Annotated in this window: 14 protein-coding genes and 1 other RNA gene; 5 read left to right on the top strand and 10 right to left on the bottom strand. The window is 75.3% G+C overall.

Going from position 1 to position 13,829, the window contains the following annotated elements:
• The first annotated feature begins 81 nt into the window (after positions 1-81).
• Entirely contained in the window at positions 82-951 is an 870-nt protein-coding gene (panB, locus tag ACFWDO_RS04765) for a 3-methyl-2-oxobutanoate hydroxymethyltransferase (RefSeq protein ID WP_380318739.1), read from the top strand.
• Between the two features lie 19 nt (positions 952-970).
• Here panB and ACFWDO_RS04760 read toward each other — a convergent pair whose 3' ends face one another.
• Positions 971-1,375 carry a VOC family protein gene (locus ACFWDO_RS04760; RefSeq protein ID WP_380318742.1) on the bottom strand — a complete coding sequence of 135 codons (405 nt, stop codon included), beginning with the start codon at positions 1,373-1,375 and terminating at the stop codon, positions 971-973.
• Between the two features lie 55 nt (positions 1,376-1,430).
• Between ACFWDO_RS04760 and ACFWDO_RS04755 the strand changes: the two genes are divergently transcribed.
• Positions 1,431-1,883: a MarR family winged helix-turn-helix transcriptional regulator gene (locus ACFWDO_RS04755; RefSeq protein WP_380318745.1), complete on the top strand. Its 453-nt coding sequence runs from the start codon at positions 1,431-1,433 to the stop codon at positions 1,881-1,883.
• 9 nt (positions 1,884-1,892) lie between these two features.
• Here the strand turns inward: ACFWDO_RS04755 and ACFWDO_RS04750 are convergent, their stop codons facing one another.
• Positions 1,893-2,744: an alpha/beta fold hydrolase gene (locus ACFWDO_RS04750; RefSeq protein ID WP_380318748.1), complete on the bottom strand. Its 852-nt coding sequence runs from the start codon at positions 2,742-2,744 to the stop codon at positions 1,893-1,895.
• Between the two features lie 74 nt (positions 2,745-2,818).
• The gene (locus ACFWDO_RS04745; protein WP_380318750.1) at positions 2,819-3,016 is read right to left on the bottom strand and encodes an SPOR domain-containing protein; all 198 of its coding nucleotides are present in this window, start codon (positions 3,014-3,016) and stop codon (positions 2,819-2,821) included.
• A 28-nt stretch (positions 3,017-3,044) separates the two neighbouring features.
• Here ACFWDO_RS04745 and ppgK point away from each other — a divergent pair, with 28 nt between their 5' ends.
• Positions 3,045-3,812 carry a polyphosphate--glucose phosphotransferase gene (ppgK, locus tag ACFWDO_RS04740; RefSeq protein ID WP_380318753.1) on the top strand — a complete coding sequence of 256 codons (768 nt, stop codon included), beginning with the start codon at positions 3,045-3,047 and terminating at the stop codon, positions 3,810-3,812.
• Positions 3,813-3,843: 31 nt separating this feature from the next.
• Here the strand turns inward: ppgK and ACFWDO_RS04735 are convergent, their stop codons facing one another.
• The 3 genes from ACFWDO_RS04735 to ACFWDO_RS04725 form a co-directional block, all read right to left on the bottom strand.
• A complete protein-coding gene (locus tag ACFWDO_RS04735; protein WP_380318756.1) occupies positions 3,844-4,230 on the bottom strand; it encodes an STAS domain-containing protein in 387 nt (128 codons plus the stop codon).
• Positions 4,231-4,425: 195 nt separating this feature from the next.
• Positions 4,426-4,761, bottom strand: a complete 336-nt coding sequence (locus ACFWDO_RS04730) for an SHOCT domain-containing protein (protein ID WP_380346817.1) — start codon at positions 4,759-4,761, stop codon at positions 4,426-4,428.
• Between the two features lie 122 nt (positions 4,762-4,883).
• Complete coding sequence (locus ACFWDO_RS04725; protein WP_380316640.1) at positions 4,884-5,795, bottom strand: DUF6325 family protein; 912 nt, start codon at positions 5,793-5,795, stop codon at positions 4,884-4,886.
• Between the two features lie 371 nt (positions 5,796-6,166).
• Here ACFWDO_RS04725 and ACFWDO_RS04720 point away from each other — a divergent pair, with 371 nt between their 5' ends.
• Entirely contained in the window at positions 6,167-8,836 is a 2,670-nt protein-coding gene (locus ACFWDO_RS04720; protein ID WP_380316637.1) for a LuxR C-terminal-related transcriptional regulator, read from the top strand.
• Here the strand turns inward: ACFWDO_RS04720 and ACFWDO_RS04715 are convergent.
• Positions 8,833-11,526, bottom strand: coding sequence for a cation-translocating P-type ATPase (locus ACFWDO_RS04715; RefSeq protein ID WP_380316634.1), 2,694 nt, complete (start codon positions 11,524-11,526; stop codon positions 8,833-8,835). The genes ACFWDO_RS04720 and ACFWDO_RS04715 overlap by 4 nt on opposite strands.
• Before the next feature lie 202 nt (positions 11,527-11,728).
• Between ACFWDO_RS04715 and ACFWDO_RS04710 the strand changes: the two genes are divergently transcribed.
• The gene (locus ACFWDO_RS04710) at positions 11,729-12,112 is read left to right on the top strand and encodes a hypothetical protein (protein ID WP_380316631.1); all 384 of its coding nucleotides are present in this window, start codon (positions 11,729-11,731) and stop codon (positions 12,110-12,112) included.
• A 152-nt stretch (positions 12,113-12,264) separates the two neighbouring features.
• Here ACFWDO_RS04710 and rnpB read toward each other — a convergent pair.
• The 3 genes from rnpB to ACFWDO_RS04695 all read right to left on the bottom strand — a co-directional run bounded on the left by rnpB (position 12,265) and on the right by ACFWDO_RS04695 (position 13,782).
• An RNA gene (rnpB, locus tag ACFWDO_RS04705) (RNase P RNA component class A) lies at positions 12,265-12,669 on the bottom strand.
• Between the two features lie 50 nt (positions 12,670-12,719).
• On the bottom strand, positions 12,720-13,103 hold the full coding sequence (locus ACFWDO_RS04700; RefSeq protein ID WP_380316628.1) for a tautomerase family protein: 384 nt from the start codon (positions 13,101-13,103) through the stop codon (positions 12,720-12,722).
• 67 nt (positions 13,104-13,170) lie between these two features.
• The gene (locus ACFWDO_RS04695) at positions 13,171-13,782 is read right to left on the bottom strand and encodes a PadR family transcriptional regulator (RefSeq protein WP_380316625.1); all 612 of its coding nucleotides are present in this window, start codon (positions 13,780-13,782) and stop codon (positions 13,171-13,173) included.
• Positions 13,783-13,829: the final 47 nt, after the last annotated feature.

The following is a 13,829-nucleotide window of genomic DNA, read 5'->3' as shown; positions in this document are numbered from 1 at the left end:
TCGTGGACGCGGCCCGGTCCGCCCCGGCCGGGACCTGGACGGATATCCGGTACCGCGGGTCGGAGGCATAGGCTGACCGGCATGTCGAACCCCGGTCACGACGCCACCGCCGACGCCGCCGCGCCCTCCCCCGCCGCCGACCTGACCCGCCGCCGTCGCGTGCGGGTCCATCACCTGGCCGAGGCCAAGGAGCGCGGCGAGAAGCTCACAATGCTCACGGCGTACGACGCCGTCACGGCCCGGCTCTTCGACGCCGCCGGCCTGGACCTGCTGCTCGTCGGCGACTCGATCGGCAACACCATGCACGGGCACGCCACGACGCTGCCCGTGACCCTCGACGACATGATCCCGCCGGCCCGCGCCGTCGCCCGCGCGGCCGAGCACGCGCTCGTCGTCGTCGACCTGCCCTTCGGGTCCTACGAGGCCGGCGCCGAGCAGGCGCTCGCGTCCGCCGTGCGGATCATGAAGGAGACCGGCGCCGCGGCCGTCAAGCTCGAGGGCGGGCGCCGCTCGGCCGCCCAGATCCGCGCGCTCACCGACGCCGGCATCCCCGTCGTGGGCCACCTCGGGTTCACCCCGCAGTCGGAGAACATCCTCGGCGGGCCGCGCGTCCAGGGCCGCGGGGACGACGCCGCCGAGGCGCTGTGCGAGGACGCGCTCGCGGTCCAGGAGGCCGGCGCCGTCGCCGTCGTGCTCGAGATGGTGCCGGTGGAGGTCGCCGCCCGCGCCACCGAGATCCTGCGCATCCCCACCATCGGCATCGGGGCCGGGCCCCGCGTCGACGGCCAGGTGCTCGTGTGGACCGACATGGCCGGCATGACCGACTGGTCGCCGCGGTTCGCGCGCCGGTTCGCCGAGGTCGGCAACCTGCTGCGCCAGGCCGCGCAGGACTACGCCGACGAGGTCCGTCGGGGCACGTTCCCCGACGCCGCGCACTCCTTCGAGCGCTAGCCGGGCCGCTCGGGCGGCCTCAGTAGCTCTGCAGCTCCCACAGGTTCCCCTCGGGGTCGCGCACGTGCGCCGTCCGGGTCGTCGGCCCCCACTCGGGCCGGGCGGTCGGCGGGGCGACCGGCGCGGCCCCGTGGGCCAGGCACAGGGCGTAGCCCTCGGCGACGTCGGCGACCCGGCTGACCAGCATTGCCGCGTCCTGCTGCGGGGCGTCGGACGGCAGGCCCGCCGTGCCCGCGATCGACGCCATCGTCGCTCGGTCCAGGAGCGTCACGGCCCCCTCGGACCCGATGTCCCAGCTCGCGTACGGCCCCGCCTCCGTGCCCCGCGCCAGCCGGGCGCCGACCAGCAGCGGCAGCACCGCGTCGTAGAAGCGGAAGCACACGTCGAAGCGGCTCACGAGCAGTCGCGGGTGCAGGGCGTCCACAGGTCTCCGATCATAGGTTCGGACCAACTATTGGTGCGCACCTTACAGTAGAGATGTGTCCTCGACCCCGCCGACCCTGTCCGCCCTGAGCACCTTTCTCCTCGCCCAGACGGGCAAGCGCGCCCGCGCCCGCCTGGCCCACCGGCTGGGCGAGCGCGGGCTGCGGCTGTGGGACCTGGCGGTGCTGGCGACGCTCGACGACGTCGGGCCCCAGTCCCAGCGCGACGTCGGCGCCCGGTTCGGCATCCACCCCAGCGACGTGACGAAGGTCGTGGACGAGCTCGCGGGGCGCGGCCTGGTGAGCCGCGACCGCGACCCCGCCGACCGGCGCCGCGTCGTCCTCGCGCTCACTCCGCCCGGAGTGCGGCTCCTCGCCGCGCTGCGGCAGGACGCCGCCGCCGTCCAGGACGAGGTCCTGGCCCCGCTGTCCGTGCAGGAGCGCGCCGTGCTGCACGGGCTCCTGCTGCGGATCCACGAGGGCATCGACGACGCCGTCGACGACGCGTAGGCGACGCCGCTACCCGTCCTCCAGGGCGAGCATCGCCGCCGCCACCCCGCCCGCGTCCTCGTCCGGGACCGCCGTCGACGCGTCCTCGAGCACCAGCAGCCGCGCGCCCGAGATCTCGCGGGCGAGCGCGTCCGCGTTGCCGACCGGGAAGAACGGGTCACGCCGGCCGTGCACCACCAGCGCCGGCACGGCGACCTCCGAGAGGCGCTCCCGCCACCGCGGCGAGCAGTCGAGCACGGCGAACACCGTGCCCAGCTGGTTGGCCCGCTGCACGGCGGGGGCCGTGCCCGGCGTGCGGTCCCAGACGCGCCCGGCGAGAGCGCGGGCCGCCGCCGGGTCGTCCCCGAGAATCTCGGCGCTCGCGGCGGCATGCTCGGCGACGGCCTCCCGGTCCGCCCAGTCCGGCATCGGCCGCGAGAACAGCCGGCCCATCGTCGCGGCGTCGTGGTCGGGCAGGTCGTCGTCGACCGGTCCCGGCGCGACGGCGCGCGTCCCCACCAGCGTCAGCGCCGCGAACGCCTCCGGGTGGTCGAGCGCGGCGACCTGGGCGACCATGCCGCCGACGCCGACGCCCGCCAGGTGGGCCAGCCGGTCGTCCAGCTCCCGGGCGAGCGCCGCGGCGTCGGCGGCGAGGTCGCGCAGGGTGTAGCCCGGGGCATCCGGATCAGCCGTCGTCGACGCGCCCGCGTCCCGCAGGTCGTACCGCACGACGTGCCGCCCTCCGCGGGCCACCGCCTCGCACACCGCGTCGGGCCACGAGAGCATCGTCGTCCCGCCCGCGCACAGGACCAGCGGAGCCGCCGCGTCCCCGAAGTGCTCCACGCCCAGCCGGACGCCGTTCGCCTCGACAGTCGTCGTCATGCGGAGGTCGACCCCGCGCGGGGCGTGGACTCATCGGCCGTCAGGTCCATCCACCCTCGAGCGGGGCGCCGCCGTCAGGCCTTGCCGCGCCAATCGGCGTCCTCGTCCTCCCACGCGTCGTTGCGGCGCTGCGCCGAGTCCAGGGCGTTGCGGGCCGCCTCCCGCGTCGGATACGGGCCCATCCGGTGGCTCCAGCTGGAACGGTCGCGGCTCTCCTCGACCTCGCCGGTCTTGGTGTTGTACCAGTACTGCACCGGGCTTGTGTCGCTCATAGGACGATCCTGCCTCAAGATAGGGCCCATGGTGGAGGCAGCGCAGCCGGTCGCGTTCGGCATCGACATCGGCGGGTCCGGGATCAAGGGGGCTCCCGTCGACCTCGCGACGGGAGAGTTCGCGGACGAGCGCCGCCGCATCCCCACCCCCGAACGGTCGACCCCGGAAGCCGTGGCCGGCGTGCTGGCCGAGCTGATCGACTCCTTCGACCTCCCGCAGCACGTGCCCGTCGGCGTCGCCTTCCCCGCCCCGATGGACCACGGCGTCGTCCGATTCATCGCCAACCTGCACAAGTCGTGGAAGGGCGTGGACCTGCCCGCCCTGGCCCGCGAGGCGACCGGCCGCGAGGTGACCGCCGTCAACGACGCCGACGCCGCGGGTGTCGGCGAGCAGAGGTTCGGCGCCGCGCAGGGGCGCGACGGCGTCGTCCTCATGGTCACGCTCGGCACCGGGATCGGGTCCGCGCTGCTCGTGGACGGCGTGCTCGTGCCGAACACGGAGCTGGGCCACCTCGAGATCGACGGGCACGACGCCGAGTCTCGTGCCGCCGAGTCCGCGCGCGAGCGGCACGACCTGTCATGGCACCAGTGGGCGGAGCGCCTGCAGCGCTACTTCGAGACGGTCGAGATGCTGCTCGCCCCCGAGCTCATCGTCGTCGGGGGCGGGGTGAGCAAGCACCACGAGAAGTTCCTGCCGCTGCTCCACCTGCGCGCGCCGATCATCCCCGCCACGCTGCGCAACCGCGCCGGCATCGTCGGGGCCGCCGCGCTCGCGGCGAGCGGCCGCGACCACTGACGCACGCCCGCCGACGCGGGAATCGGGGCGGTCAGCCCGCCAGGCTGTGCGGGGCCGTGGGCGTGGGAGCCGTCGGGACCCGACCCCAGTCGGCGCCGGTCTCCGGCGGCACGTCGAGCTCGAGCATCCGCAGCACGTCCAGCACCGCGGCCGGCGGCCGGTGCAGCGAGACGCGCAGCCCCTCGTCGCGGCCGATACGGCAGAGCTGGACGAGGAACGCCACCCCGGCGGAGTCGATGAAGGTCACCCGCGAGGTGTCGACGACCACGGGAAGATCCCGCTCGAACGCCCGCGCGAGCGCCGCGCTCGCCTCGTTGCGCAGGGCGATGTCGATCTCGCCCCACATGTCCACCACGCTCACGTCGGTGCGCTCCACGAGGGCGATGCCCCCGGCCTGAGCCTCGTCGGTGAAAGTCACTGCCACACCTTCGTCCCACACGTTCTGCGTCCTGCGTGCCACGGTCTCGGGCACTGCGTTCCGGACTCGCGACCTCGTCGTCGCGACGCCCGCAACGCTACACCGCTGCGAACCTTGTGCGGAACCTCGCCAGAGACTTTCTTTACCGACCGTTCACAGAGCACGGCGTCATGGTGCGTCCCGCGCCCCGGATCGCTACGTCCCGAGGATCCGGGCCTTCTGCGCCGCGAACTCGGCGTCCGTGAGGACTCCCTGCTGCCTCAGCTCCGCCAGGTCGCGGAGCTGGGCGATGATCGCGTCCTGCCCGCCGGACGGCGCGGGTGGCGCCGGAGCGGGCGGCGGGGGCGGGGCGTAGGCGGGCTGGGCGTACGCAGGCGCCGGCGGGTACCCGCCGTACCCCGCCTCCTGGGCACGCTGGGCGTCCTGCGCGGCCCAGCGCCCCTGCTGACGGCGCTGCACGCGCCCGGACACGGCGCTGGCCGTGCCGGCGACGACGGCGGTCCGGGCGACGCCCCGGAGCAGACCGGGCATGTCGACCTCCTCGGGTCGGCGCCGCCGGCCGACCGGCCGGCGGCGGATGGTGTGCGGATCGACGAAGCGGTGGTCGCCGCCGCGCGGGCGCGGCGCCGACGTCGGGTCAGCGGGCCGTCGGGTCAGCGGGCCTCGGCCGCCTCCAGCGCCCCGAGGAGTGACTGGACCGGGATCCGGCCGCTGGCGACGAGCAGACCCCCGCCGCGACGCAGCGCGGCGGCGAACGGCCCCGCCCACGCGTTCTCGTAGACGAGGACGCCGGCGGAGCTGCCCGGGTCGAGCACTCCCCCCGCCTCCGTGAGGTCGTCCTCGTCGAGCAGGCCCGACGACGCGCCACGGAACACCGACACGTCGAAGTCCCCCTCGACCTCGATGTCCTCCAGGTCGACCGTCGTCACCACCCCGTCCGCGCTCTTGCGGACGAAGACGAGGTCGAGCACGCGGATGATCCCGCGGTCCACGAGGTCGACGAGGAGCGGCAGCGCGCGCCCGTCGAGCCGGTTCTGCGGGAACTCCACGACGAGGTAGTCGATGGGGCCCATCTCGTCGGATCCCGTGCCCTCGACTGTCGGGTCCATGGGTGGTCCTCCCGTCCGCGGGCCGCGCGCCACGACCGCCGCCCTGCTCCGTGCCCCACGGTGCCGCGCGAGGGCCGACCCGTCCTCACCCGCGGCGGGTGAGGGTGCGCCGTCGAGGGCGGCGAGCAGCGCGCCCAGGTCCGCCTCCCGCACCCGGAGTGAGGTGACCGCGGCGGGCGCCGCCGCCTCGACGCCGTCCAGCATCCCCCGCACCACCGGGCCGATCGGCCCGCGCACGACGATCTCGACGTCCGCGGGCCGGGCCGGGACCGTCCGCAGCTCGACCAGCTCCAGCCCCAGGGCGGCCATCCGGTGCAGCAGCCCGTACAGCGCGGACTGGTCACGGACGGACACGTCGAGGACCGTGCGGGTCCGGGCACGAGCAGCGCCCAGCTCCACCAGGCTCGCGGCGTCGCCGCCCACCCGGCCCACGACCGTCAGCTCGACCCACAGCATGCCGACCACCTGCCCGCCCGACCCGTACGACCCACCCCTGCCCCGCGGGTGAACTTTCGCCGCGGCCGTGCGCCGTGCCGGGGGTCCGCGGCTCGCCGGCCACCGGCCCCGGGGCACGCTCCCCGACCGCCGCCGCCCGGGCCGTGCGTGGCTCCCGGGCGCGGGCACCACGCCCTTGAGCAGCGGCGTCGTCCCGACGCTACCGAGGGGACGCACCGCGCGCGTCACCCCGCCCGGGTGACGCGGACCGGCCCGCACCGCCCGTCGCCCAGGGCCACCGCGGCGCGCCCCGGGCCCGGCGCCCCGCCCGCCCCGGCCACGACGTCCGGCGAGGGCGCGCGAGGTGCCGAGGGCGGTCCTAGCCTGCGGCCATGGCCGCCGTGGGCACCCGCCGCGCGCCGGAGGACCGGGCCCGCAGGCTCGACGCCTCCGGGCCGTTGCGCGCCCGTACGGCCGTGCCTCCGCCGTCCCCCGGCGCGGTCGCCCGGCCGCGCGTCGACCGACTCCTGGCCGACACCGGGCAGAGACGTCTCACCCTCGTCTCGGCGGGCCCCGGCTGGGGCAAGACCACGACCGTGGCCGCCTGGGCGCGCGGGCCGGGGGCGACACAGGTCGCCTGGCTCACCCTCGAGGCGGCCGACCGCGCGCCGACCGCCTTCTGGGCCGACGTCCTGGTGGCCCTGCGCCGCTCGGGTGCCGTCCCGGCCGGCCATCCGCTCCGCGCGATCTCCGTGCCGTCGAGGCTCTCCCCCGACCTGGTGCGCCGGATCTTGCTCGCCGTGGACCTGCTGCCCGAGCCGGCCGTCCTCGTGCTGGACGATTTCCACCTCGCGGGGCCGAAGGTGCTCGAGACGGTCGACGACCTGCTGCGCTACCCGCTGCCCCTGCACCTCGTGATCCTCACCCGCTTCGACCCCGCACTGAGCCTGCAGCGGCTGCGCGCCCAGGGCGAGGTCACCGAGCTCGGCGCGGGAGACCTCGCCCTCGATCCCACCGAGACCGGGTCGCTCGCCGCCGTCGCGGGGCAGGCCCTCGGCGCCGAGGACGTCGACAGGCTGCTCGCCGAGACCGGCGGGTGGCCCGTCGGCGTCCGGCTGCACCTCGACGCCTCCGACGACCCCGTCCGCCGCGACCGGGCGCAACGGTCGGCCGCCGAGTTCCTCCTCGCGGAGGTGCTGCAGCGCCTCGACCCGACGGCGCGGGCCTTCCTGCTGCGCACGAGCGTGACGCCGACCCTGTGCGCGGACCTCGCCGCCGTGCTCGCCCCTGGCGCCCCCGCGCCCCGGCTGCTGCGCGAGCTCGCGGCGTCGAACGGGTTCGTGGCGCGCGTCGACGCCGAGGGGTCGTGGTTCCGGTACCACCCGCTGCTGCGGGAGATGCTGCAGCAGGAGCTGCGGTTGGAGGACCCGGCCGCCAGCGCCGAGGCGCACCGCGCCGCCGCGCGCTGGTTCGCACGGCACGGCGAGGCCGTGCGCGCCCTCGACCACGCCGTCGCGTCCGCCGACTGGGCGCTCGTGGGCGACGTCTTCGTCGACGTGGCGGCGGCGCAGCTCGTCGGGCCGCGGCGTCAGGCCGTGGTCGACGCGCTCGACCGGGTGCCCTACGCGTCGCTGACGCCCACCGTCGCCCTGCACCTGTGCACCGCGACGCTGGCCCTCGTCGACGGCCGCCCCGACGGCGCGCTCCACCACCTCGGGCGCGCGCGCAAGCTGCTCGGCGACCCGGCGCAGGAGCCCGGCGCGGCAGTACTCCTGGAGGACCTCGAGGCCACCGCGGCGCGCGCCGTCGGCGACGTCGGCCGCCTCTACCGCGCCGCGGGCGCCGCGCTCGCCGCCGCCGACCGCGTGCCGCTCCCCTTCCCCGCGCTCGCGACCTACCGGTCGCTCGCGCGCGCCCACCACGAGGCCGGGCGGGCGTGGTGCGCCGTCCCGCGCCGGGACGGCGTCGCAGGCCCTGCCGGCCTGCCGGACACTCCCGAGGACGACCGGCAGGCCGCCGCCCTCGTCACCCTCGGCGCGCACGCCGCCCGGGCTCTGCAGGACGTCGCGGACGGGCGCCTCACCGGCGGCACCGACCGGGCGCGGGCCGTGGTCGACCGCGCGTCCGCGCGCGGCTGGGTCGGCCACGTGCAGACCGCGCCCGCGCTCGCCGCGCTCGCCTGGGTCGCGCTGCAGCGCGCGGAGGAGACGCGGGCCGGCACTCTGCTCGCCCAGGCCCGGGCCGCGACGTCCGGCCTGCCCGACCCGGCGCCGCAGGCCGCGGTGCACCTGCTCGAGTCGCTCCTCGCCGCGCGGCAGAGCGACGCCCGGCGGGCGCGGCGGGAGCTCGCCGCGGCCGCGGAGCCGACCGCGCCCCACCCGGTACCGCCGCTCCTCGCGGACCTCCGCGCCCGCGCCGCGACCGACGCCGCGCTGGCCGCCGGGGTGGTGCCCGGAACCCTCGGCGGCACGGCGGCCGGGGGCGCCGTCGTGCGGCCCACCCCCGTCGCCCGGGTGTGCCGCGCCCGCCTGCTGCTCGCCGCGGGGCGCAGCGGCGAGGCCCTGCGCGCCGTGCACGGGCTGGCGGCCGCCGACCCGGCCGAGGCCGACGACCTCACGCGCGTCGAGGCGGCCCTCGTCGAGGCGACCGTCCTCGTGCGGACCGGAGCCCGCCACGCCGAGCCCGCCGTCGAGCGCGCCCTGCGCGCCGCGGCCCCCGAGGTGCTCGTCGCGCCGTTCCTCACCGTCGCCGGAGCCACCCTGCGCCCGGTCGTGGCCGCGGCCGTCGCCGGCCGGGACGACCCCCTCGCCGAGCGGCTCCGCGGGGTGCTGCCCGACACCGGTGCCGGTGGGCCCCCGGCCCCGCTCGAGCCGCTCACCGCCCGCGAGCTCGCCGTCCTGGCCACGCTGCCCACGATGGCGAGCAACGTCGAGATCGCCGAGGAGCTGTTCGTCTCCGTCAACACGGTCAAGGCGCACCTCAAGGCGCTCTACCGCAAGCTCGGCGTCGGCTCGCGGCGCGACGCCGTGCGGCAGGGCCGCCGGCTGGGACTCCTGCCCTAGCCGCGCCGGTCCAGGGCGCGCAGCACCGCCTTGCCCGCCTCGACGAGGAGCAGGTACCCGAGCGCCACGAGGGCGCACACGCCCCACTGCCCGCCGTCGAGCGGCGTCGTGCCGAAGATGCGCTCCAGCCCGTCGAGCGTCGTCACGAGGAAGGTCAGCCCCAGCGCGGTGAGCATCAGCATCACGAACCGGCCGTTCGCGAGCGTGTCGTGCGACAGGACGCCGGCGCGCTGGTCTCGCCACTCCAGCGCGGCCACGACGTGCAGCAGCGACATGGCGGTCAGGCCCATCGTCGTTGCGACGGTCAGGTCGAACCGGGCCTCGCCGTAGCCCACGACGATCAGGGTGCCCGTGGCGATGAGCACCCCGCCGACCGCGAGCCGCGCCGCGAGCCCGCGCCCGATCACCGGCGCGGACGGGGAGCGCGGGCGTCGTGCCATGAGGCCCGGGGTGGGCGCGTCGAACCCGAGCCCGATCGCCAGCAGCACGTCGATCGCGAAGTTGATCCACAGGATCTGCAGCGGCGTCAGCGGCGTGCCGGCCGCCACGACGAACACGCCCGCCCCGACGAACGTGAGGATGAAGCCGATCAGCACCACCATCTGGAAGCGGATGTACTTCATGAGGTTGTCGTAGAGGCCGCGCCCGCCCTCGACGGCGGTGACGATCGTGGCGAAGTTGTCGTCGGTGAGGATCATCTCCGCGGCGTCTTTGGTGACCTCCGTGCCGGTGATCCCCATCGCGACGCCGATGTCGGCCCGCGCCAGCGCCGGAGCGTCGTTGACTCCGTCGCCCGTCATCGCGACGATCTCCCCGCGCCGCTTGAGGACGTCGACCAGGCGCACCTTGTCCTCCGGCGCGACGCGCGCCACGACGCCGATCTCGTCCACGTGCGCGTCGAGCTCGCCGTCGGACAGGGCCGCGAACTCGGCGCCCGTGAGCGCCCGGCCCGTGATGCCGAGCTGGGCGGCGATCGCGCCCGCCGTGGTCACATGGTCGCCCGTGATCATCCGCACGCGGATCCCCGCGCTCGCGCACGCGGCGATCGCGTCGCGCGCCTCGCGGCGCGGCGGGTCCACGATCCCCACGAGGGCGACCAGCTCCAACCCCCGCACGACGTCGAGCAGGTCGCCGCGCAGGGTGTCAGGGGCCACCGTGGTCCGGGCCACGGCCAGCACGCGCATGCCCTCGCCCGCCAGGGCGTCGTTCGCCTCGAGGACGCGCGCGCGGCCCTCGTCGTCGAGCAGGGCGCTGCCGCCGTCCGCCGTGAGGTAGCGGTCGGAGCGTGCGAGCAGGACGTCGGGCGCGCCCTTGACGAAGCATCGCGTCGCGCCGTCGATCTCGTGGAAGGTGGCCATGAACTTGTACTCGGCGTCGAACGGCACCTCCGCGACCCGCGGGTGCTCCCGGCGCGTCTCCTCGACGTCCAGCCCCGCCTTCGCAGCCAGCACCACCAGCGCGCCCTCGGTCGGGTCGCCGACGCACGCGCCGTCGGCCACGACGGCGTCGCTCGCGAGCGCCATCGGGAGCGCCACCTGGTCCAGCGGCGCGCCCTCGTCGCCCGCCGCCGCGAGGATCCGGCCCGTCGTCGAGTAGCCCTCCCCCTCGACGGTGAAGCGTCGGCCGGCGAGGACGAGGCGCCGCGCGGTCATCTGGTTCAGCGTGAGCGTGCCGGTCTTGTCGGAGCAGATGGCCGACGTCGAGCCGAGCGTCTCGACCGACTTGAGCCGCTTCACGATGGCGCCCGCGTCGGCGAGGTTCCGCGTGCCGAGGGACAGCAGCATCGTCACGACGGCGGGCAGGCCGGTCGGGATGGCGGCGATCGCCAGGCTGATGCCGACCACGAACAGGCTGTCGAAGTCTTCACCGCGCGTGAGGCCGAGGACCACGACCACCACCAGCGCCACGGCCGCCATCACGGTGATGATCACCGTGATCCGGTCGAGCTGACGGGTCAGCGGCGTCTTGTCCTGCTCGACGCCGCTGAGCATCCCGGAGATCCGGCCCACCTCGGTGTCCATGCCGGTGGCCGTGACGACCATCTCGCCGCGCCCGCGGGTGACCTGCGAGTTCATGTACGCCATGCCGGTGCGGTCGCCGAGCGGCGCATCGACGGCACCCACGGGGTCGATCGTCTTCGGCACGGGCGTGCTCTCCCCCGTCAGGCCCGCCTCCTCGATCTCCAGGGAGGCGGCGACCAGCAGACGCCCGTCGGCGGGCACCTTGCCGCCCGCCTCGAAGCCCACGACATCGCCGGGCACGAGCTCCTCGGCGGGCACCTGCACCTGCCGGCCGTCACGCCGCACGGTGGCCGTCATCACGAGCATCTCGCGCAGCGCCGCCACGCTCTGGGCGGCCTTGCCCTCCTGGTGCAGCCCCATGAGGGCGTTGAGCACGGTGAGGGAGAAGACGACGACGCCGGTCGTGACGTCGCCGAGCGCGACGATGCTCACCACCGCGGCGGCCACCAGCACCAGCTGCATGAGGTCGCGGTACTGGCGCAGGAACGCCTGCCAGGGCCGCTCGCGGCGCTCCTCGGCCAACGCGTTGGGGCCGTACCGGGCGCGCCGTTCGACGGCCTCCGCGGAAGTGAGCCCGCGCGCCGGGTCGACGCCGAGCTGCGCGCACACCTCCGGCCCGGTCGCGGTGTGCCAGCCGGCGGCGTGCCGGGGGATCTGCGCAGCGGTCATCGCGCCTCCTCACGGTGCGCGTCCACCCTCACAGCGACCCGGCGCGGCTGCCTCACCCGCCCCGGGTGAGCGTGCCGGCATGCCCTCCGGCCTGCGGGGACGCGACTACCCCCGGCGGGTGAGGCCGCGGCCGTCGCCCGCCCCGACAGTAGGGGTGGCCGCCACGCCGGGCGGCCGCCCCTCCGACCTGAGGAGCCCCGCGATGGACACCTTCTGGGACTGGTTCTGGCTGATGCTCTGGTGGTTCTTCCTGTTCGCCTACCTGATCATGCTGTTCCAGATCGTCGCCGACCTGTTCCGCGACCGGTCGCTCAACGGCTGGTGGAAGGCGCTGTGGGTCGTCTTCCTCATCGTGCTGCCCCTGCTGTCCGCGCTGGTCTACCTCATCGCGCGCGGCCGCGGGATGGCCGAGCGGCACCACGAGGAGCGCGTGGCGCAGAGGCAGATGACCGACGAGTACATCCGGTCGACGGTCGGCACGTCACGGTCCGCCGCCGACGACATCGCGCAGGCGAAGGCGCTGCTCGACTCCGGTGCGATCGACGCGACCGAGTTCGCACAGCTCAAGACGAAGGCCCTCGCCTGACGACGAGGAGGTCGGCGGCCTTCGAGGCGTCGACGACGACGTCGGACGCTTGCCCCTCGACGACGTCGGCGCTCACGGTCGGGTCGTCGTGCGCCGTCCGGGGGCGGTCGACCTGCTGGTCGAGCTCCAGCCGCAGGTCAGACCGTATGAAGCGGACGAGCCGGTCTGTACGCCGGGTTCTGTTCCCGCGCCCGGTTACCCGGGCGCGGGCGACGGTCATCCATCTAGGCCCTGCGTTGCCGCAGGGCTCGAGCGGTCTACCCGACTGTGCTTCTCACCAGAGAATCGGGCGGGCAACCCTCAAACACAATCTGTCTGACCTTGCTCCAGGTGGGGTTTACCGAGCCACGACCGTCACCGGCCGCGCTGGTGGTCTCTTACACCACCGTTTCACCCTTACCTACGCCGGTCGCCCGGCGTCGGCGGTCTGTTCTCTGTGGCACTGTCCCGCGGGTCACCCCGGGTGGCCGTTAGCCACCACCTCGCCCTTCGGAGCCCGGACGTTCCTCGGCGACGACGCCCGAGGGCACCGCCGACGCGACCGTCCGACCGACTCGTCCGCGTGACACAGTCTATGCGGTCCTGCCTGCGGGTTCAGACGTCGACTTCAGACGTCGACCTTGTAGCTCAGCGAGAGCTCGTCCCCCGACCGGCCACGGATGCCCCAGCTCTCGGCGGGCGACTCGATGACGACGAGCTCGACGTCGTCGGCGGCCACGCCCAGCGCGGGGGCGACGTCGTCGTAGACGCGGCGGATCAGCTCGCGCTTCGCCTCCCGCGAGCGCCCGGCGAACGCGACGATCTCGATCATCAGGTACTCGTCGGAGCGCGGGGCGACGAGGTCGCCGTCGTCCAGCAGCAGGAACCGGTGGAACCGCTTGTCCTCGGGGATCTGCCAGGCCCCGACCAGCGCCGCGTGCAGCGCGTCGGAGACCTCCGCGCGCCGCTGACCCCACACCGACCGGTTGCCGTAGACCTTCACCTGGACCATGCCCGGCGACGCTAGCCGACGGCGTCGGGACTGTCCCGGGGGCATCCCACCTGTCGGACCGGCCCGGTCAGTCGGCGCTCTCGTGGGCGGCGCTGGTGGCGCGCATCTGGTCGGCGTCCCAGGAGAGCGCGCCGGAGCGCAGGTCGGCGACGACGGCGCGCACCCACGCCAGCTCGGCGGCGGTCACGGCCACGAGGTGCTCGTTCTCCAGCATGAGCACGCGCGGCAGCCCCATCTGCGTCATGGCCTCGTCCTCGCCGGCCGCCTTCTCGAGGATCTCCTCGAGCCTCGCCGCGCGCTCCTCGAGCCGGTCGGCGACCAGCTCGGGGGCATGGAGCGAGACCACCGCGAGCACGGCGCGGAACTCGGGGAACTCCCGCGCGGGCGCCGCGAGCGCCGCGTCCATCCACCGCCAGAGCACCTCGCGGCCGGCGTCCGTGAGCGCGTACACCACGCGGGCCGGCGCGGAGTCCGCCGCGACCTTCTCCCCCGCGGTGACGTACCCGTCGCGCTCGAGGCGGTCGAGCGCCTGGTAGACGCTGTTGCTGCGCGCCACGTTGACGACGGCGTCCTTCTGGCGGGTCTTGAGCAGACGCTGCATCCGGTAGGCGTGCATCGGCTCCTCGGCCAGGAGGGCGAGCAGCACCATCGCGAGCGGCGAGCGCGGTCGATCGGTCACGGGCACAGCCTAGGGCGACGATCGACCCCCTTGCCAATTTATGGCTA

Source organism: Isoptericola sp. NPDC060185, from assembly GCF_042728595.1.
GTDB lineage: Bacteria > Actinomycetota > Actinomycetes > Actinomycetales > Cellulomonadaceae > Isoptericola.
This window is presented reverse-complemented; position numbering and strand designations above follow the sequence as displayed.